Annotated in this window: 23 protein-coding genes; 13 read left to right on the top strand and 10 right to left on the bottom strand. The window is 63.0% G+C overall.

What is annotated here, in order from left to right:
• The first annotated feature begins 44 nt into the window (after positions 1-44).
• Positions 45-797: an alpha/beta fold hydrolase gene (locus P6U24_RS25800; RefSeq protein ID WP_407155278.1), complete on the top strand. Its 753-nt coding sequence runs from the start codon at positions 45-47 to the stop codon at positions 795-797.
• Here P6U24_RS25800 and P6U24_RS25795 read toward each other — a convergent pair.
• On the bottom strand, positions 755-2,161 hold the full coding sequence (locus P6U24_RS25795) for a hypothetical protein (RefSeq protein ID WP_407155277.1): 1,407 nt from the start codon (positions 2,159-2,161) through the stop codon (positions 755-757). The genes P6U24_RS25800 and P6U24_RS25795 overlap by 43 nt on opposite strands.
• A gap of 347 nt (positions 2,162-2,508) precedes the next feature.
• Here P6U24_RS25795 and cysE point away from each other — a divergent pair, with 347 nt between their 5' ends.
• Both cysE and P6U24_RS25785 read left to right on the top strand, forming a co-directional pair.
• Positions 2,509-3,336: a serine O-acetyltransferase gene (gene cysE / locus P6U24_RS25790; RefSeq protein ID WP_407155276.1), complete on the top strand. Its 828-nt coding sequence runs from the start codon at positions 2,509-2,511 to the stop codon at positions 3,334-3,336.
• A gap of 247 nt (positions 3,337-3,583) precedes the next feature.
• Entirely contained in the window at positions 3,584-3,796 is a 213-nt protein-coding gene (locus P6U24_RS25785; RefSeq protein WP_024510665.1) for a DUF3126 family protein, read from the top strand.
• 108 nt (positions 3,797-3,904) lie between these two features.
• On the opposite strand, the gene P6U24_RS25780 is transcribed toward P6U24_RS25785, so the two are convergent.
• Positions 3,905-4,612 carry a hypothetical protein gene (locus P6U24_RS25780; RefSeq protein WP_407155275.1) on the bottom strand — a complete coding sequence of 236 codons (708 nt, stop codon included), beginning with the start codon at positions 4,610-4,612 and terminating at the stop codon, positions 3,905-3,907.
• A gap of 194 nt (positions 4,613-4,806) precedes the next feature.
• Here P6U24_RS25780 and P6U24_RS25775 point away from each other — a divergent pair, with 194 nt between their 5' ends.
• Entirely contained in the window at positions 4,807-5,136 is a 330-nt protein-coding gene (locus P6U24_RS25775) for a DUF6949 family protein (protein WP_407155274.1), read from the top strand.
• A gap of 99 nt (positions 5,137-5,235) precedes the next feature.
• Entirely contained in the window at positions 5,236-5,766 is a 531-nt protein-coding gene (locus P6U24_RS25770) for a gamma carbonic anhydrase family protein (protein ID WP_407155273.1), read from the top strand.
• A 93-nt stretch (positions 5,767-5,859) separates the two neighbouring features.
• On the opposite strand, the gene P6U24_RS25765 is transcribed toward P6U24_RS25770, so the two are convergent.
• Positions 5,860-6,027: a hypothetical protein gene (locus P6U24_RS25765; protein ID WP_407155272.1), complete on the bottom strand. Its 168-nt coding sequence runs from the start codon at positions 6,025-6,027 to the stop codon at positions 5,860-5,862.
• A 107-nt stretch (positions 6,028-6,134) separates the two neighbouring features.
• On the opposite strand from P6U24_RS25765, the gene P6U24_RS25760 reads away from it, so the two are divergent.
• Positions 6,135-6,602, top strand: coding sequence for a hypothetical protein (locus tag P6U24_RS25760; protein WP_407155271.1), 468 nt, complete (start codon positions 6,135-6,137; stop codon positions 6,600-6,602).
• Between the two features lie 202 nt (positions 6,603-6,804).
• On the opposite strand, the gene P6U24_RS25755 is transcribed toward P6U24_RS25760, so the two are convergent.
• Positions 6,805-6,954, bottom strand: a complete 150-nt coding sequence (locus P6U24_RS25755) for a hypothetical protein (protein ID WP_407155270.1) — start codon at positions 6,952-6,954, stop codon at positions 6,805-6,807.
• Here P6U24_RS25755 and P6U24_RS25750 point away from each other — a divergent pair.
• On the top strand, positions 6,940-7,188 hold the full coding sequence (locus P6U24_RS25750) for a hypothetical protein (RefSeq protein ID WP_407155269.1): 249 nt from the start codon (positions 6,940-6,942) through the stop codon (positions 7,186-7,188). The genes P6U24_RS25755 and P6U24_RS25750 overlap by 15 nt on opposite strands.
• Before the next feature lie 118 nt (positions 7,189-7,306).
• Complete coding sequence (locus P6U24_RS25745) at positions 7,307-7,447, top strand: hypothetical protein (RefSeq protein ID WP_407155268.1); 141 nt, start codon at positions 7,307-7,309, stop codon at positions 7,445-7,447.
• Positions 7,448-7,558: 111 nt separating this feature from the next.
• Here the strand turns inward: P6U24_RS25745 and P6U24_RS25740 are convergent, their stop codons facing one another.
• The 6 genes from P6U24_RS25740 to P6U24_RS25715 form a co-directional block, all read right to left on the bottom strand.
• The gene (locus P6U24_RS25740) at positions 7,559-8,371 is read right to left on the bottom strand and encodes a dienelactone hydrolase family protein (RefSeq protein WP_407160580.1); all 813 of its coding nucleotides are present in this window, start codon (positions 8,369-8,371) and stop codon (positions 7,559-7,561) included.
• A gap of 108 nt (positions 8,372-8,479) precedes the next feature.
• Positions 8,480-8,839 (bottom strand): hypothetical protein, encoded by a 360-nt coding sequence (locus P6U24_RS25735; protein WP_407155267.1) that lies wholly within the window; start codon positions 8,837-8,839, stop codon positions 8,480-8,482.
• Between the two features lie 61 nt (positions 8,840-8,900).
• A complete protein-coding gene (locus P6U24_RS25730) occupies positions 8,901-9,422 on the bottom strand; it encodes a hypothetical protein (protein ID WP_407155266.1) in 522 nt (173 codons plus the stop codon).
• Between the two features lie 291 nt (positions 9,423-9,713).
• On the bottom strand, positions 9,714-10,097 hold the full coding sequence (locus tag P6U24_RS25725) for a hypothetical protein (RefSeq protein ID WP_407155265.1): 384 nt from the start codon (positions 10,095-10,097) through the stop codon (positions 9,714-9,716).
• Positions 10,098-10,303: 206 nt separating this feature from the next.
• A complete protein-coding gene (locus P6U24_RS25720) occupies positions 10,304-10,939 on the bottom strand; it encodes a transglutaminase-like cysteine peptidase (protein ID WP_407155264.1) in 636 nt (211 codons plus the stop codon).
• A 333-nt stretch (positions 10,940-11,272) separates the two neighbouring features.
• Positions 11,273-11,887 carry a PilZ domain-containing protein gene (locus P6U24_RS25715; protein WP_407155263.1) on the bottom strand — a complete coding sequence of 205 codons (615 nt, stop codon included), beginning with the start codon at positions 11,885-11,887 and terminating at the stop codon, positions 11,273-11,275.
• Positions 11,888-12,274: 387 nt separating this feature from the next.
• Here P6U24_RS25715 and P6U24_RS25710 point away from each other — a divergent pair, with 387 nt between their 5' ends.
• The 5 genes from P6U24_RS25710 to P6U24_RS25690 all read left to right on the top strand — a co-directional run bounded on the left by P6U24_RS25710 (position 12,275) and on the right by P6U24_RS25690 (position 17,498).
• Positions 12,275-13,195, top strand: a complete 921-nt coding sequence (locus P6U24_RS25710; RefSeq protein WP_407155262.1) for an AraC family transcriptional regulator — start codon at positions 12,275-12,277, stop codon at positions 13,193-13,195.
• A 189-nt stretch (positions 13,196-13,384) separates the two neighbouring features.
• Entirely contained in the window at positions 13,385-14,662 is a 1,278-nt protein-coding gene (locus P6U24_RS25705; protein ID WP_407155261.1) for an ABC transporter substrate-binding protein, read from the top strand.
• A gap of 105 nt (positions 14,663-14,767) precedes the next feature.
• Positions 14,768-15,631: a carbohydrate ABC transporter permease gene (locus P6U24_RS25700; RefSeq protein ID WP_407155260.1), complete on the top strand. Its 864-nt coding sequence runs from the start codon at positions 14,768-14,770 to the stop codon at positions 15,629-15,631.
• Entirely contained in the window at positions 15,628-16,446 is an 819-nt protein-coding gene (locus P6U24_RS25695; RefSeq protein ID WP_407155259.1) for a carbohydrate ABC transporter permease, read from the top strand. The genes P6U24_RS25700 and P6U24_RS25695 overlap by 4 nt, the downstream gene beginning before the upstream one ends.
• A gap of 14 nt (positions 16,447-16,460) precedes the next feature.
• Complete coding sequence (locus tag P6U24_RS25690; protein WP_407155258.1) at positions 16,461-17,498, top strand: NAD(P)-dependent alcohol dehydrogenase; 1,038 nt, start codon at positions 16,461-16,463, stop codon at positions 17,496-17,498.
• Positions 17,499-17,501: the final 3 nt, after the last annotated feature.

The following is a 17,501-nucleotide window of genomic DNA, read 5'->3' as shown; positions in this document are numbered from 1 at the left end:
CTTGTTTCGTCTCTGTCTTCCACAAACCCCGCGGATGTCTGCCGATGCCGAGCTTTCATAACGGCGCAGTTGAAATCGCCTATCTCGATGAAGGCGAGGGCGATCCGATCGTGCTCGTGCACGGTTTTGCCTCGAGCAAGAACGTCAACTGGGTCTATCCGACCTGGGTGTCCGATCTGCGCAAGGATGGCCGCCGCGTCATCGCGCTCGACAATCGCGGTCATGGCGACTCGGCAAAGCTCTACGACCCCGCGCAATATGCAATCCCCGAGATGGCGAGCGACGTCGTCGCGTTGATGGATCATCTCGGGATTCCGCGCGCCGACGTCATGGGCTATTCGCTGGGCGGTCGCATCGCCGCCAACATCGCGCTGACGTCGCCGCAGCGTATGCGCTCCGCCATCTTCGGCGGTATCGGCATGGCGATGATCGAGGGCGGGGGGCCAGGCGAGAACGTGGCGCTGGCGCTGGAAGCGCCGTCGCTGGACGATGTGGCCGATCCGGTTGGACGGACCTTCCGCGCGTTCGCCGATCAGACCAGGTCCGATCGCCTGGCGCTCGCCGCCTGCATGCGCGGCTCGCGCGGGCTGATGTCGCGTGAGGACGCAGGACGGATCACCGTGCCCGTGCTGATCGCGGTCGGCACCACCGACGAGGTGGCGGGTCCGGCGGCTGCACTTGGCGCGCTGATTCCGGGAGCGGAGGTGCTCGATATTCCAAACCGCGACCACATGCGTGCGGTCGGCGACAAGGTCTACAAGGCCGGCGTGATCGACTTCCTCTCGCGCCGCCCGTAGTCGATATCGGTGCCTGCGAAATAGCGTGCCGCCGCCATCAAGGCCGTGAAGGTGGCGATCCAGACCATGCGCGCGCCATAGCGGTCGTGCGGGCCCGAGATCACGCCGCAGATCATGGCGTTGCCGAGCAATGCGAGCGTCACTGTCGCAGCGAGCAGCGTCAGGTCATCGCGGTGTCGCCGCCAGATCGCATGGCCAAGCAATGCAAGCATCGCCAGCATCGAGCCGAGCGCCACCGGCACATGCAGCCAGTTCACCAGTGCGAAATTGATCTCCCAATGCTGCTGATGCGCCGCATGCATCGGCTTGCTCTGCGAGGGGACATAGCGGTCGATGATGCCGTAGGTGTGCGGCAGCCAGCCGTTGGTGCCTTCGCCGGTCGCGACGTGCAGCAGTTGGTCGACCGTCGTGGCGACAGCCGCTTCTACCTGCCAGAGCGGATAATCCTGCAGCGAGTGAATGACGATATAGCCCATCTCGTCATTCATGCCTTCGAAGCGGCCGAGCGTGTTGAACATGCTGTTGCCCCAAAGGAAGTCGTCGGCGGTGGGCGGCAGCGCGTTGCGATAGGGGCAGAGCTTCAATTCCAGCTGCGGGCAGTGGTCGTTGAGATATTTCGTCACGATGCCGTCCTGGAGCATACGGCCGAAAGCGACGCCGACGCCGCCAGGAGTCCAGGCGAGCTGGCCGGCAAGTGCATAGTTTGCGGCGAGCAGCATGCCTGCACCCGCAATGAGGCTCGCGCCGCCCTGCATGAGGCTCGCGAGCGTGATCCTGTCGCGGAGAAATGGCCGTGCGATCAGGCCTGCGCAGCACAGCCCAAGCAGCACGCCGAGCGTTGCGCTGTGAGTGGCGGAGGCGAAGGCTGTGAAGCCGAACAGCACCCATTTCTCTAGCGCCGTGATACGGTCCGTTTGCGTGACCAGGATGAACAGGGCGAGCACGGCAAGCCCCGCGAAAATGTCCGTCAGCAGCATGCTGGCGAGCCAGGGCAGGGCGGTGGTCGTGATCAGCAGCAACCCGATCCAAAGCAGCCGCAGCGGCTGACCGTGGCCGAGCACCCGCAATGTCAATTGTAGGATCCAGAGCGTCGCCAGCGCCTGAAGCCCGAGATTGATCCAGAATCCGGTGCCTTCGCCGAAATGGAGGTATAGCCCGAACACCGTCGACCGGCTCGGCACCAGATAGCCTTCATACCAACGCGCCAGATAGCCGCCGGTGTCCCACTGCAGCAGCGGATAGCCGTTCCACAGGGCAGGCGCGATCAGGAAAAGCGGAATGATGACGACGGCGATCCAGACCGAACCGGTCTCTGCCGAGCGTGCGGGCAGGATCTGCGTGTTGCTGATGCCGACGTCCCCCATTTCGACCACCGTCGCCAAAAAACCGGCCCGGTGGATATTCACCAATAGTCGCAGAGCGATGGCCGGTAAAGCCTGACCGCCTCCGGGCTTCTCCGGGCAGAAAAATCTGTCCATTCCGAACACCGGGAGGCGGCCGGACAAAAAAGCACCGGTCGCCCGGCTTGAATTTCGGTTCCTGCCGACCACTTTGAGCCGACGGCGGCAGATGAACGTGTCTCATGCTGGCGGATGGAATGTGTCAATTCACGGGCGGCGCCCGGGAATGCCGACCTTTGCATTGCTCGTTTGAAGGACTCTTATCGGCCTCCCATGTTATAATTGCTGCCTATCGAACCCGTGAGAGAGCCATGGCCGTGCATCAGACCCATCCGCAGGGCGGCAAAGTCGCAGCGCTTGATCCGATCTGGGATCGCATCCGCAGCGAGGCGGAAGAGATCGTCCGCCGCGAGCCGGAGCTGGCCACATTCATCTATTCGACTGTGCTGCATCACGACAGGTTGGAAGATTCGGTGGTGCATCGTCTCGCCGATCGGCTGGATCATGCGGCGCTCTCCGGCGACCTGATCCGACAGACCTATGATGAAGCGCTGCGGGAGGAGCCCGATCTCGGCCACGCTTTCCGCGCCGATCTGGTCGCCGTCTATGACCGCGACCCTGCGACCTCCCGCTTCATCGATCCCTTGCTCTATTTCAAGGGCTTCCACGCGCTGCAGACGCATCGTCTCGCGCATTGGCTGCTGCGCAAGAACCGCAAGGATTTCGCCTTCTACCTGCAGAGCCGTTCCTCGGCGGTGTTCCAGACCGATATCAATCCTGCTGCCAGAATAGGTCGCGGCATCTTCCTCGATCACGCCACCGGCTTCGTCTGCGGCGAGACCGCGGTCATCGAGGACAACGTCTCGATCCTGCACGGCGTGACGCTCGGCGGCACCGGCAAGGAGAACGAGGATCGTCATCCCAAGATTCGTTATGGCGTGCTGATTGGTGCCGGCGCCAAGGTGCTCGGCAACATCGAGGTCGGCCATTGCGCGCGCATTGCCGCCGGATCGGTGGTGGTGAAGCCGGTGCCCAACAACGTGACTGTTGCAGGCGTGCCAGCCAAGATTGTTGGTGAGGCGGGCTGCGCGGAGCCGTCGCGCACCATGGACCAGATGATCAGCGCGATCGGACTTTGAACCCGCCGCAGAAGGTCAAGACTTTTCATCACGCGGATTTCGTGCGACGAGACGAGGCCCGCTGTGGATTTGACCGTCGTCGAATTTGTTTCGAGGGTGGGAAGCAGCATCCACGGCGTTTCATTCAAAGTCCGTCCAGCGTTGCAGGTGATATCGCAGCTGCAGCGGACGAGATTGTTGAGTTCAGGGCGCGAGCTGCGCATCGCGTCCTAATATTCCGAAACTCGCTGCCGATTGGAGACGACCCGTGGACGTTCAGGAAGTCAGGAAGCTAGACGCGTACCTCAAACGCGTGTTCGGCAATCCCAAGATCCGCGTGGTGCCGCGGCCGAAGAAGGACGATTCCGCCGAGGTCTATATCGGCGAGGAGTTCATCGGCGTGCTGTTCGTCGATGACGAGGATGACGATCGCTCGTTCCAGTTCCAGATGGCGATCCTCGAGGACGATCTGGTCGAATAGGCCACTCGGAATGTCATTGCGGCGCGCGCAGCAGCTCATAACCGCGCGCGTGCCGATCGCGCTATCCTTTCGCGCGCGCCGGCGCTTGCTGCTCTATTCCTTGCTGCTCTATCCCTTGGCGCTGTGAAGTTGCGCCGTCAGCCGCTCGATGGCTGCGGCAACGTCGCGCCAGCTTGACAGCCAGCTGCGCGGAAAGCGGAAGGTGAGGTCGGCGCCGTCGATGCGGCGCTCGGCGAGGCACATGCCGGGCGTTCTGCCGTCGCGGGTGCAGCGCGCGGCGAGCAGCGGTTGCTCGGCCAGGAACAGGTCCTCGGCGTCATAAGGTGTCCCGGCGCGAAAGCTGCGCATGGTCAGCCCATCCTGAACCGGTATTGCTTCGGGCGCGAGGTAGCGCGGATAGATGGTGCGAAGCCGCGCCTCCGGCGCCGTCGCATCGTGATGCGCCGCGATCGAGACGAAGATGCGGTCAATCGGCTGCGGCAGCTCGTCCACCTGCTCGGCACTGACATGCTTCGGCGCTGCCGGCGGTTGCAGCGAGGGGAAGTCGAAGCTGAGATCGACGCGCTCCTGTGGTCCGGAGTGGCGCTGGATCTTCATGCGAACCGCTGATGTCGGCACGTTGAACAGCGTATCCCCGACGCTGACCGGCAGGCGATCCGGTCCGCTTGCCGGCACAACGCCCCAGGTCGGCCACAGCAGATAGGCGACAACGGCGATTGCGACTGACGCGAGCAGGGCGCCGATCGCCATCTGCACCGCATGACCATGGGCATGCCAGCGCGGTGTGCTGCGTTGTTGGGCCGAAAACATCGTCATGAAGGGGCGCGTTCCGTCGCTCGCGAATCAGGTGGACTATGCCACGGACCCAGAGCTCCTGCAGGTCTTTGCCGGTATTGACGCCCGCGCCAAACGCGCGGCGCGCATTAACCGTTTCTTAAGGATGATGTGGCGCCGGCGGTCGTTTTCTGCGAAAGGAAGGCGGTCAGTTTTGTATGCGTGGATCGAGTCCGATGTCGCCTGAAGCGTTGAATTCCCTGTTCTCGCTCTGCATCGGTTTTGCGCTGGCCGGCGCCCTGGCAAGCGGCTACCAGGCCTTCGCGGAACGGCCGGCCGGCTTCGAGCTCTTGCAGCAGGGCGTCACCCAGCAACGGTTCGCGGCGGTGCCATTCCTGGTGTTTGCGGCCCCCTTCATCATCATGCGAAACACCTTGCGTGGCGCGCGCATCGAACGGCGCCGCTTCGAATTCGTGATGATGGCGACCGTCATCGCGGGCTTCTGGAGCATGATGTCCGGCACCTTCTTCGTGATGACGCTGCGCGCCGCCGGATTGCTGGTCTGAACGCGGAACTTCAATCCTCCTTCATCGGCGCTCAGGCCCGCTTTTCTTGAAAACGCATCTCGCGCCGTGCCAATGTCGCCTCGACAGAGGAGACGCGCGATGGCCATCTACGAGCTCGACGGGCAGGCGCCCGAACTTCCCAGTGACGGCAACTACTTCATTGCCGACAATGCGACGGTGATCGGACGCGTCCGCCTCGCCAGTGCAGTCACCATCTGGTTCGGCGCCGTGCTGCGCGGCGACAATGACCAGATCGAGATTGGCGAAGGCTCGAACATCCAGGACAATGCGACCTGCCATATCGATCCCGGCTATCCCCTGCGGATCGGCAAGAACTGCACGATCGGCCACAACGCGATCGTGCATGGTTGCACGATCGAGGACGATGCGTTGATCGGCATGGGTTCGATCGTGATGAATGGCGCCCGGATCGGACGCGGCAGCGTGGTCGGCGCCGGGGCTGTTGTCACCGAAGGGAAGGAGTTTCCGCCGCATTCGCTGATCGTCGGCGCACCGGCGCGCGTGGTGCGCACGCTGGAGCCTGCGCAGGTCGAACGCATGGGGGCTGCCGCGCGCTCCTACATCGCCAAGGGACCGCACTATCGGAAGGGCTTGAAGAAGATCGGCTGAGCGGAGCTTCGCGCGCTGCACAAACCGCTGCGCCAGCAATGGGGCGCAGCATCAGTCCGGTATGGTCAGCGTGCCGAGTCCGCGCACGCGACGTCAAGTTCCTTCGCCCTCGTCGGCGTCCCTCGCGCTTGCCACCCGCTCGTGGCCGCTTGCCCACAACGCGTATTGCTCGCTGCCTTCCTGATACGGGTTGGCTTCGGCGGGAATATTCTCGCGCGCGGCACGCTCACCTTGCTCGAACGGATCGGGGTCGGTCGTCATGGTGCTCTGCATCCTCCTTGGCCCTGCCCATCAATCGTCCTCGGAGCGATATCGTTCCGGAACGAGCGGTGGTCACGAAGGTTGAAAGGACAAAGGGAGATCGTCCCATGACCAGATTATCGCTCTCCACAGGCGTTGCCGTTGCGTTTCTCGCGGGCGCTTCAGTCGCTCTTGCGCAAGGTGGAGGTGGCGGTGCTGGCGGAGGAGGAGCCGGCGGCGCGGGTGCTGCGGCCGGCGGCGCAGCAAGCGGCCCGTCGGCCGGAAGCCCCAGCGCGGTCGGCACCCCAAGCGCAGGGACCGCCGGCGCCGGATCGTCTGGCGTCAGCGGCGTGCCGTCCGGGCCGGGTAACGCCGCCGGCCTCACCAATTCGGGAAATGATCCAAGCGGGGCGGGTAACTCGTCTAAGCTTGCGACACCGCCGCCGCCCGGGACCAACAGCGCCGGCACCGCGCAGTCCTCCGGTGTCACCACGGGATCGGGACGCGGTGCAGGCGATGGCAATGCGGACGCGGCAATCGCCGAGGAAAACAAGACAGTCGACCGCAAGTTGAAAGGCATCTGCCGAGGATGCTGAATGTTGCAGCAATGTTGCAATTTCGTCGCGCATAAGTGAGCTGGATTTCGCGGCGCACGGTCCAATTCAGACCTAAGTAAAACAACGATCGCGATGAACAGAATCGTTGCGACGTACTGAATCTGGAGACGTGTCGATGCGTAAGTTCATGATGGCTTTGGCGGCAGCCGCATCCCTGGCTGTAGTGACCCCGCAGGTCGCCTCAGCGCGCGGTGGTGGTGGTGGCGGCTTCGGTGGTGGTGGTCACGGCGGCTTCGGCGGCGGATTTCATGGCGGAGGCTTTGGTGGCGGCGGATTCCACGGTGGCTTGGCGGCCGGCGGATTTCACGGCGGCGGTATGGGTGGATTTCACGGCGGAGGCTTCGGCGGTTTCCATCATGGCGGCTTCCATCACCACGGCTTCGGCCCGGCCTTCGTGCTCGGATTCGGCGTTGGGTATCCCTATTACGGCTATGACGGCTACTATCCATACGTTGGCGACTATGCCTATAGCCACTACGGTTACGGGGAGAGCTGCTACATCGTACGCCACCGTGTGCGCACGCCGTATGGCTGGCGCTATCGCAGTGAGCAGGTGTGCGAGTGATCCGTCGGCTGATCGCGCCATCTGGCGCTGGATCAGCCCTTCATTCGATCCTGGTGCGCATGCACCAGGATCTCTATCGAGAGAGCTGGTAGCTCGCGACTAACAATGGACCGTGATCATGATGACACCACTTGCAATCCCAGGACTTGCCATCTTCATCGGTGTCATCGGCGCGGTGCTTGCCGGTATGCTGTCGAAGCAGCCGGTGCCCAAGCCCGTGCGTGCCAGGCCACGTGACAGCAAGGCCCGTCGCGGTTAGCATCCTTGCGGAGCGCGCCACCCGGCGGAGCGGCCGGGTAGCGCTGTCGTCCTGTTCGCTCGAAGATGATCTCCGCGCAACGCAAATTGCATCTGTCGCGAAGACGACTTGTCAGCTCAGCACGTTGTATTTCTTGAACCAGGCCTGCATTCGATTCCAGGCATCCTCGGCCGCTTCCTTGCGATAGCTCGCGCGATAATCGGCGTGGAAGCCGTGAGGCGCGCCGGGATAGATCTTGAACTCGGCCGTCTTCTTGTTGGCGGCGAGCGCTTCCTTCAGCGCCTCGACGCTCGCGACCGGAATGCCGGTATCCGCCTCACCGTAGAGACCGAGCACCGGAGCCTTCATCTCGGGCGCAAGCTGGTTCGGGCTTTTCGGCCAGACGGGATTGGGGGGATCGACGGGCGGACCATAGAACGCCACGCCCGCCTTCAGCTCGGGTGAGTGCGCGGCGTATTCCCATACCGTGCGGCCGCCGCGACAGAAGCCGATGATGCCAAGGCGGGAGGTGTCGCCGCCCTGCGACTTCGCCCAGGCGACGGTGCTGTCGAGATCGGACAGCAGCTCCGCATCCGGCTTGGCATTCACCAGTGGCAGCAATTGCTGGATATCCGTGATCTTGGTGAGATCGACGCCCTTGCGGAAATAGTAATCAGGGGCCACCGCGAAGGCGCCGAGCTTGGCCAGCCGCCGCGTCACGTCCTTGATGTACTCGTGCAGGCCGAAGATCTCCATCGCCACCAGGATGACCGGCGGATTGCTGGCGCTGGCCGGGCGTGCGAAATAGGCCGGCATCTCGCCGTCCGCGACCTTGACCTTGGCATCGCCGGCATTGAGTCCGTTGGTATCCGTGGTGATGACGTCGGCCCGAACCGGCCCCGCGGCGAGCGTGTAGCCGGCCGCAACAGCGGCAGAGGCGGTCATGAAGCCCCGGCGCGAGAACGGCGCGGTCTTTGTCAGTCCGATGGCATCTGGTGTCAGCAATGGCTCGGCAGTCATTGGCAGCTCCTCCGTACAATCACGGGGAAGCATTCAGCAAAGAATCCTTTGCAAGCGCAAGTCACCGCCGGACCAGAATTTTTGGTCGATCAGGGCGGAATAAATCCGCGTGTCGCGAAAAGCCGAGAGCGGGAATCGGGGCAGAAAAAACAAGGCCGTCGGCGCAGTATGACGCCAACGACCTTGCCAGCCCCGGATATTGAAATTGGCCCTGCGCCATCCTGAAATTGGCTGCCATCCGGTGACATCAGCATGGACCGAAATGCCGCGGTCTTCTGTGAAGCAGTTCACAAAGAGCCGGGAAAATTCGGTGGGGACTTTTACTGATTTGCTACCTCCTGACACTGTCACAGGATCACGCAAACGTCGCTTAAAGATTGCCGGCGCGGACAACTAACTACTTCCAGATGCCATCGCCCATCGCCGCCGCAAAGCATTCCCTGCGCGTGTCGCGTCAGGACCGGCTGCGGCGACGACGATGCGCGCTTTCTCCGGCATGGGCGCGGGCGCGAAGCGATCGGTTGCGCGTCGGCGCCGGCGAAGACGGCTCGGAGGTCTGGGCGCTGGCAAAGGATTGCCGCAGCCCGTCGACCGACTCCTTCAGCGCGGCGACCTGATCGGACAAGTGCCTGGTGTCGGCCTGCTGGGCGGCGAGCAGGCGCCTGACGGTCTGGAGTTGATCCTGCACCATCTGTAGCTGATCGATCGATTCCTGCTGCGTCGCCTCCAATCCCTTGGTCCTTTCGACCAGCTGCTCGGACGCGCGGGTGGTGCGGGCTTGCAATTGGTGGAGGGCGCTGGCGCGATCGGCCTCCGGCGAGGTGCCGGTATATGCGCGGGTCAACGCGACAGCGACGACGCCGAGTATCAGAAGGAGCAGCGCCGCGGCAGCAAGCGCGATCGGCTGTGAACCGCTGAGGGTGAACGCGCCCGATTTGTGAGCGGAAGGTCCGGTCTCACGTGTCAGCGGATTCATGAAGACCCACCCACCTCGAAAAGCCTTGAAACGGTCCCTTTGATGCCTTGCCGGATGTGGAAAGCAAAAGAAGCTCAAACAAGTTCAACGCACGCGGCAGCGCCATGTTCGCGCCGGAAGCGTGAATTCCGTCAGCAAATTGGAAAAATCAGGGGCTTGCAAGCCCTTAAGGCCGAAGCTGCCATTGTTCCCGGACGGCAGCTACTGCATGGCAGCACGCAGGTCCGGCCGCGAGACCTCGGCCGGGCAGGGCGAAGCGGGCCCGGCAGATCGCAGGTCAAAGGCTCGAAATCACTGCGAGGCGGAGCAGTTCTTGCAGATGATCAGCTTCTGCCTCAGCCGGGCATCGTCGGCCCGGTCGGCCGCCTGCTGCTCGTCCCAGCTCAGATCCGCGCGAGAGCCTCTGGCCGACTGGGACGACATGGCATCGACGCTCGCAGTTCTGCTCCGCCGGGGCTGCTTCTTTGGCGAGGTCACATCGACCGTGGCATCAGTATCTGCGGCCGGCTGCTCGCTCAGCCCGTCCCATGCGCCTGGTGCGGCCGCGACCGCCGCCGCGGCAGGAGAAGGGGCTGTGTTCAGCGCGAGCGGCCCGTTGCAGCCGCTCGATGACAGGCAGCAGTTCGACAGGGTGAGCGCTGCGGCGAGCAGCATGGCGCATCGCAATATCATCATGCCAACCACCTAAGACGTATGAGATGGTGAAATTCAAGGCCGGCCCCCTGGCCGCCGGGCGAATTCGCCTCTTACGCCGAAAGCAAGGCCGAAAAAAGTTGCGGCCAGGCTTGGGGGAGCCTGGCCGCGCGCGAACCGGTCTGGGACGGGGAGGGGTGGGGATGTGACCGGGTCGCGTAACTCAATCCTGTTCTGACGGTTCAGTGTTACCTGTAAGGTTGCTTGGCACTCGCCGTGGCCACTGCCGGGCGACCATCGCCGAGCGAAACCCATACATTGGGATCGCTCTGCGACTGCCGCTTGACGAAGCGGTAGCCGGTCTCGGTCCAGGCGACGACGTTCTCGTTCTGATTGTCGAGGACGTACTCGCCCTTGTCGGTCTTCACTGTCAGCACCGCATGGCCTTCGCCCTTGCGGTCGCGCACCACGGTGATCAGCAGCGCCTCGCGCGGCCAGCCGGCATCGATCAGCAGCTTGCGCTTCAGCAGCACGTAATCCTCGCAGTCGCCGTAGCCGTCCGTCGGCAGCGACCATTTCTCGATCACGCCCCAATGATCCATGTCGGTCATCGGCTTGACGTTCTCGTTGACCCAACGGTTGACCTTCGACAGATCACGCCAGGCCGTCTGCGACAGCACGATGTCGCGCGGCTGAGAGGCGCCGCCACGGCACTCCTCCGGATTATCGGAGCAGAATTCGATCCAGCCGATCGGCGCCCTTGTGGTATCGCCGAGGCTCGCATACAGCACACGCTCCTCGCCGGCATGTGCTGCGGTCCCCATTCCCAGCAACAGGGCGACGATCGCCAATCCTTTACTGCCCTGTCCCGTCCGTTTGAACATTGTGGCCCCCGTTTTCGTTGGGACCATGTGTCGCATAAAGATTTTGCGCCCACGCTAAGTGCTCGAAGCAAAGTCGAGACAAATGCTAGTAAAAACAAGCACTAAGTCGAGATAAGCTTGAATCGAATTCGGCTAAAATGCGAGACATCTGCAATTGATTCAAATGCGATGCATTAAGTCGCGAAAGACTGGAATGGCAGCGTTTATGGGCGCAAGAAAACGCTTGCGTTAACCCTGCTGGCCGGGGCGAGAACGCGGCACGATAACGCCGGCGCCGCGAAAAATGGGTGCCGCCCTATCCGGAAAATTGCGGGAAAAACAGGACCGGCGGCTTTACCGCGCGGTAACGCTTTCTTCGAGCGTATCGGCACGCTGCGGATGCACGAACTCGATGGCGAAGCCGTCTTCGAGATTGCGCACCACGCGCGCGGCCACGCGGCCGAGCATGACCTGCGATTTCATCTGCGGCCGGGTCTCGGCGGCGATCGCGGCACCCGACAGCGACATGTCGATGATGCGGCAGGTCATCTTGGTGCCGTCATCCAGCGTCAGCACGGCGATCGGGTTGCGCGGGATGATGCGGTCGTGGCGGCGGTCTTCTGGCAGATTCAGGATGTCGCGGTTGGCAAGCCAGGTGAGCTGGGCGGCGAGCTTGTCGCGCTTGCGCGCGGTCGCGCCGACTGTCATCGCAAAGCCGTTGTCGATGATGCGGGTGATCTTGCCCTCGACGCGGCCGATATGGTCGAGATAGGCGATGACGCGGTCGCCGACCGCGCCGATGCCGGGTGCGAGCAAGGCAAGCCCGCCCGGCGACATGTTGATCACCTGGCACGGAAACTCCCGGCGGTCGGGCAGCATGTAGCGGCCGAGCAGGTGGACCCTGACGCGCTGAAAGCGGCGGCGCTCCTCGGCTGCCGGCAGAGACTGTTTTTTGTTCGGCAACGCCATGTTGGCCACTCGAAACGGGCTTACGCAGGTTCGAACGACCCTACGGCCAGCAGGGTTAATGCGGCGTTAGCACTGGCCGTGCGTATCCGGATTTCACAGGCCGCGCAGCGCCCGCGCGCCAGGCGCTGTTGGCTTGGCAGCGCAGCTCAAATAGGCTTGCCGCATCAACAACACCAACGACATGTTGGGACTGGCTGAGGAAACGTCCGATGCGCGTAAGGCCCAGTTTGGTGCCTCTCCTCGTGGCCACGCTGTGGTCCCAATCGGGGGGAAGCGGCCGAGGAGAAGGTGACCCTGCCGGGCACGAGGACGCCGATGCCCTGCGTCAGCGATGCCCTGAGCCGCTGAACTGTGTTGCATGAATATCCAACAGAAACGTAGCGCCGCATGACGACCAAATTGGCCTCGCTCTCCAAGCTCGCGACCAAGCCGCCGGTGTTCGAGCACATCATGGTCGAGCCGTCGGAATCGTTCTTGTGGCGTTGCGACGATTATCCCTGGGAGCGCAACGTCTGGAACTATCATCCGGAATACGAGATCCATCTGATCCGCAACGCCTCAGGTGTCGCGCTGGTCGGCGATCACATCGGCCATTTCGGACCCGGTCACCTCACCGTTGTCGGAAGCGGCCTGCCGCACGACTGGGTCACCGTGGTCGCGCCGGGCACACGGATCCCGCAGCGGGACATCGTGCTGCAGTTCGATCCCGAGCGGATCAGAAGCGCCGCTTCGGTCCTACCGGAATTGGCGCAGGTCGATTCATTCCTGAAGCGCGGCCTGCGCGGGCTCTCCTTCCATGGCGAGACTCAGCGCGTCGCCGCCGCCATGCTGGAGGAGATGGGGCGGATGAGCGCGCTCGTCCGGCTGTCGCACTTTCTTCGCCTGCTACATCTCCTGAGCGTCTCCGAGGATTACGAGATCCTGTCGTCGGAAACCTTCACGCCCAATCTCGATCTGAGCGCTCTGGCGACGATCCAGCGGGCGCTCGGATTCATCCACCAGAACTTTAATCGCGACATTGCGCTCGGCGACGTCGCATCGATGTTCGGGATGAGCGAGACTGCGTTCTCCAGGTTCTTCAAGAAGAACACCGGCAACACCTTCACCGAGCACGTCACGATCCTGCGCGTTGCCGAAGCCTGCAAGCTGCTGTCCGATACGACGACGGCGATCACCGACATCTGTTTCGAGGTCGGTTATTCGAACATCTCGAACTTCAATCGCAAATTCAAGGAACGCCGCGGCATGACGCCGTCGCGCTACCGCGATCTGGCTCGCCGTCGCACCCGTTCCCGCATGGTGGTGTAGGGCACGGCTTGTTTTCGGAAGTGTGCAAAAAAGTACAGGTTTTGCGCATGGCGGCCGCTAGGAAGCGATCGGCCCGCTCGTATTTTCGATCAGCGGCGCATCCGAAATGGCTCACGCAGATCAGGACCCAGCGATGAAGGTCCGAGCGCCGTGGTTTCAGCAATGCCTTTGTTATCCAGGGAGGGAAGCATGGCACTTCACAACCGGCTGTCGGTTTATCTGGGCAGCATCCTGCTATCGACCGCGCTCGCCGGGTCCGCGTTTGCGCAGACCTGCAGTGGCTCGATCAAGGTGCTGGCGCAGTCGCGCGACGGCCTGACGCTGGCCGAAAAGTACAAGAGCGAGTTCGAGAAGCTCAGCGGCGGCGCCACCTTCGACATCGACTATTTGAACGAGAACGACCGCCGCGCCAAGACCAAGGCGGATGCCTCCACTGTCGGCAAGTACAACGTCTATTACATCGACGAAGCCAATGTAGCGTTGTTCGCCTCGTCGAAATGGATCGTTCCGCTGCTCGACTACTATCCCAAGCAATACGACTATTCGGATTTTGATCCCGGCCGGCAGAAGGTCGCGACCTATGACGGCAAGCCGTGGTTTGCGCCGCTGACCGGCGGCGGCGATCTGTTGGTCTATCGCAAGGATCTGTTGGAGAAAGCGGGCGTTCAGCCGCCCAAGACGCTCGACGAATTCATCGCCGCGGTGAAGAAGCTGCATGATCCAGAACACGGAGTCTATGGCGTCGCGCTGCGCGGTCAACGCGGATCGGGCGCCAATGTCTGGCGCTGGATGCCTTATTTCCGGGGCTTCGGCGGCAACTGGTTCGAGGGCAACACCCCGGTGTTCGACAGCGACGCCGCAGTGAAGGCGACCAACACCTATCTCGACCTGTTCAAATACTCTGCGCCAGGCACGCAGACCGGCAGCTGGGACGAATCGGTGGGCGCGTTCCTGTCGGGGCAGGTCGCGCTGCTGATCGAATCCACACCGCTGGCCGGTCTTGCGATCGACCCGAAAGTCTCCAAGGTCGTGGGCAAGGTCGGCTATCTGCCGCCGCCGACGCCGCTGACCGGCGGCGGCTATGGGCACGGCCTCGCCATCGGCGCCAAGGCGAACAAGACCGAGGAGGCGAAGGCCTGTGCCGGGCTCTTCATCGGCTGGGTGACCTCGAAGGAGAACGAGCAACGCCGTCTCGAGGCCGATCAGTTCGGTGAACTCAATCGCACCAGCATCCTGACCAGTGACGCGTTCGCGAAGCGCTATGGCGCCGACCTCGGCAAGGCGCTGGCGGACACCGCAAAGATGACGACGGTCAACTTCTGGCAGGACGCGCAATGGCCTGACCTTGGCGACCATTGGGGCATCGAGCTGGAGGAACTCGTGACCGGCACCCGCAAGGACGTGAAGGGCAGCCTTGATGAGCTCAACGAGTTCGCAAAGGGCTTGATGGCCAAGCGCAAATCCTGACAACCGGGGCTCGATGAAGCGTGCGGGATGACGGCATCCGCGTGTCGTCATCTCGCCTTGCGCTCATCTCGCCGCCCGGGACGCAAAGGTACGGGATCGCCAGATATGAAGTCCAAAACCTCCTTGCCGGCGGTGTTCATCTCGCCCTCGATGATCGTGCTCGCTGTGCTGGCCTTCGTCCCGACTGTGTTCGCGATCAATATTGCGTTTCAGGACAAGCAGCTCAGCAGCGAGGACAGCCATTATGTGGGGCTTGCTAATTTCATCGCGCTGTTCTCTGACCGGCGCTTCCTGAACTCGATTGTCGTCTCGCTAACTTGGGAGGTGATGACGGTCGTGGCCACGATGTGCATCGCGGTCCTGCTTGGCATCCTCATGTTCGAGGCGGCCTCAAGGCGCATGCGCAATATCCTGTCGGTCGTATTCCTGATCCCGGTGCTGATGCCGCGGGTGTCGGCGGCATTCGTCTGGAAGTTCGCCTTTCACCCGCTATTTGGTTTGGCCGTCTATCCCTACAAGGCGATCACCGGACAGCCGCTCGACCTCCTGGCCAACCCGTCGACGGCGCTTGCGACCGTGGCCTTCGTCGACGTCTGGCAATGGTCGCTGTTCTTCTCGGTGATCATCCTGCATCTGCTCGAGAGTCTGCCGCATGAGCCGCTCGAAGCCGCCGAGCTCGATCACGCGCGGACCTGGGAGCGCTACGCCTACGTCGCGCTGCCGATGCTCAAGATCCCGCTCATCAGCCTCACTTTCGTGAAGATGATCGAGTCGCTGCGTTCGTTCGATCTGATCTACGTGATGACGCGCGGCGGCCCCGGCATCAAGACCGAGACGCTGGATATGTACGCCTTCTCGCAAGGCTTCATCGAGTCCGGCAACATCTCCTATGCATCGAGCATGGCCGTGCTGATGATGGTCGTGACCACGATCGCCTTCACCGCGCTCTGGAAGCGGGTGCACGCATGAGCCGCCGTCGCAAGGGCCAATGGATCGCGAAATCGGCCGTCGCCGTCGCGGCTGCGCTTGCGGTCATTCCGGCGCTGTGGACGCTGCTGAACGCGTTCAAGAACAGGGTCGATATCGTGACGCCTGTGCCGCTGCTGATCTTCCAGCCGACGCTGGACAATATTCTGTATGTGCTCGGACGCGAGAGCGTCACCTCGGGCCTGATCAATTCCGTCCTGGTCTCCGGCGCTTCCGTGCTGATCGGCATGGTGCTCGGCCTGCCTGCCGCCTATGCGGTGGCGCGCTATCCGATCAAATGGGCCGACGACATCCAGTTCTTCGTGCTGTCGCTGCGCTTCCTGCCTCCCGTGGCGGTCGCCATTCCTCTGATGGTGATCTGGCTCGATCTCGGCCTCTATGACAGCCGCGCCGCGCTGATTGCGACCTATACGCTGCTCACGCTGTCCTCGATCGTCTGGCTCGCGGTGCCCGCGTTCAAGCGCGTGCCGAAGGAGGTGGAGGAGGCGGCCAAGGTCGACGGTTACGGGCCTTACGCGATCTTCTTCCTGATCGCGCTGCCGATCGCCTCGCGATCGCTGATTGGTGCGGTCGCCTTCAGCTTCGTGCTGGTCTGGAACGAGTTCCTGATCGCGCTGATGCTGACGACGTCGGACGCCAAGACGCTGCCGATCGTCGCCTCCGAGCTGACCCAGCTCGGCCGCGACGTGCCATGGGGCATCCTGAACGCGTCGGTCATCCTGCTTTCGCTGCCGCCGCTTTTGTTCATCGGGATTCTCAGCGGCTTCCTCAACAGCGTCATCAAGAAGAAAGCCTAAAAGGAGATTTCGTCATGCGCGCCCTGGTCCTGGAGAGAAAAGGCGAGCTTGCGCTCCGCGAGATCCAGCTGGACCACCGTCTCGGGCCGGAGGATGTCCGCATCAAGATCCATACGGTCGGCATCTGCGGCAGCGACGTGCATTACTACACGCACGGCCGGATCGGCAGCTATGTCGTCGCGGCGCCGATGGTGCTGGGTCACGAGGCGGCGGGCACCGTCATCGAAATCGGCTGCGAGGTCAGAGGGCTCAAGGTCGGCGATCGCGTCTGCATGGAGCCCGGCGTGCCCAATCTGGCCTCGCGTGCGTCCAGGCTCGGCAAGTACAATGTCGATCCCGCCGTCAGGTTCTGGGCGACGCCCCCGATTCATGGCGTGCTCACGCCGAGCGTGGTGCATCCGGCCGCCTTCACCTTCAAGCTGCCGGACAACGTCTCCTTTGCCGAAGGCGCGATGGTCGAGCCGTTCGCGATCGGCATGCAGGCGGCGGCGCAAGCGCGGATCAGGCCGGGCGACGTCGCGGCCGTGGTCGGATGTGGCCCCATCGGCATTATGGCGGCGCTGGCCGCGCTCGCCGGCGGCTGCGCCAAAGTCTACATCTCCGATGTGAGTGCCGAGAAGCTCGCGATCGCTGGCCGCTATGACGGCATCGTGCCGGTGAACATCCGGAGCGAAAGCCTCGCCTCCGTCATCGCGCGGGAGACGGACGGGTGGGGCGTCGATGTCGTGTTCGAGGCCAGCGGCAATCCGAAGGCGTTCGAGGACCTCTTTGCGATCGTCCGGCCTGCCGGCGCCGTGGTGCTGATCGGCCTGCCGGTCGAGCAGGTCGCGTTCGACGTGACCGGCGCCATTGCCAAGGAGGCACGCATCGAGACCGTCTTCCGCTATGCGAACGTGTTCGACCGGGCGCTCGCCTTGATCGCCGCCGGCAAGGTCGATCTCAAGCCGCTCGTCACCGGCACCTATTCATTCGAAGAGAGCATCACCGCTTTCGAGCGCGCGGCCTCGGGCCGGCCGACCGACGTCAAGCTGCAGATCCTGGTCGAGGGCTGACCA

It is taken from the genome of Bradyrhizobium sp. STM 3557, from assembly GCF_045571465.1.
Taxonomy (GTDB): domain Bacteria; phylum Pseudomonadota; class Alphaproteobacteria; order Rhizobiales; family Xanthobacteraceae; genus Bradyrhizobium.
This window is presented reverse-complemented; position numbering and strand designations above follow the sequence as displayed.

Bases quoted from the DNA above. Each gene is read 5' to 3' on its own strand.
- P6U24_RS25800 (WP_407155278.1), top strand. From the start codon at position 45: ATGCCGAGCTTTCATAACGGCGCAGTTGAAATCGCCTATCTCGATGAA.
- P6U24_RS25795 (WP_407155277.1), bottom strand. From the start codon at position 2,161: ATGGGGGACGTCGGCATCAGCAACACGCAGATCCTGCCCGCACGCTCG.
- cysE (WP_407155276.1), top strand. From the start codon at position 2,509: ATGGCCGTGCATCAGACCCATCCGCAGGGCGGCAAAGTCGCAGCGCTT.
- P6U24_RS25780 (WP_407155275.1), bottom strand. From the start codon at position 4,612: ATGACGATGTTTTCGGCCCAACAACGCAGCACACCGCGCTGGCATGCC.
- P6U24_RS25775 (WP_407155274.1), top strand. From the start codon at position 4,807: ATGTCGCCTGAAGCGTTGAATTCCCTGTTCTCGCTCTGCATCGGTTTT.
- P6U24_RS25770 (WP_407155273.1), top strand. From the start codon at position 5,236: ATGGCCATCTACGAGCTCGACGGGCAGGCGCCCGAACTTCCCAGTGAC.
- P6U24_RS25765 (WP_407155272.1), bottom strand. From the start codon at position 6,027: ATGACGACCGACCCCGATCCGTTCGAGCAAGGTGAGCGTGCCGCGCGC.
- P6U24_RS25760 (WP_407155271.1), top strand. From the start codon at position 6,135: ATGACCAGATTATCGCTCTCCACAGGCGTTGCCGTTGCGTTTCTCGCG.
- P6U24_RS25750 (WP_407155269.1), top strand. From the start codon at position 6,940: ATGGGTGGATTTCACGGCGGAGGCTTCGGCGGTTTCCATCATGGCGGC.
- P6U24_RS25745 (WP_407155268.1), top strand. From the start codon at position 7,307: ATGATGACACCACTTGCAATCCCAGGACTTGCCATCTTCATCGGTGTC.
- P6U24_RS25740 (WP_407160580.1), bottom strand. From the start codon at position 8,371: ATGACCGCCTCTGCCGCTGTTGCGGCCGGCTACACGCTCGCCGCGGGG.
- P6U24_RS25730 (WP_407155266.1), bottom strand. From the start codon at position 9,422: ATGAATCCGCTGACACGTGAGACCGGACCTTCCGCTCACAAATCGGGC.
- P6U24_RS25725 (WP_407155265.1), bottom strand. From the start codon at position 10,097: ATGATGATATTGCGATGCGCCATGCTGCTCGCCGCAGCGCTCACCCTG.
- P6U24_RS25720 (WP_407155264.1), bottom strand. From the start codon at position 10,939: ATGTTCAAACGGACGGGACAGGGCAGTAAAGGATTGGCGATCGTCGCC.
- P6U24_RS25715 (WP_407155263.1), bottom strand. From the start codon at position 11,887: ATGGCGTTGCCGAACAAAAAACAGTCTCTGCCGGCAGCCGAGGAGCGC.
- P6U24_RS25710 (WP_407155262.1), top strand. From the start codon at position 12,275: ATGACGACCAAATTGGCCTCGCTCTCCAAGCTCGCGACCAAGCCGCCG.
- P6U24_RS25705 (WP_407155261.1), top strand. From the start codon at position 13,385: ATGGCACTTCACAACCGGCTGTCGGTTTATCTGGGCAGCATCCTGCTA.
- P6U24_RS25700 (WP_407155260.1), top strand. From the start codon at position 14,768: ATGAAGTCCAAAACCTCCTTGCCGGCGGTGTTCATCTCGCCCTCGATG.
- P6U24_RS25695 (WP_407155259.1), top strand. From the start codon at position 15,628: ATGAGCCGCCGTCGCAAGGGCCAATGGATCGCGAAATCGGCCGTCGCC.
- P6U24_RS25690 (WP_407155258.1), top strand. From the start codon at position 16,461: ATGCGCGCCCTGGTCCTGGAGAGAAAAGGCGAGCTTGCGCTCCGCGAG.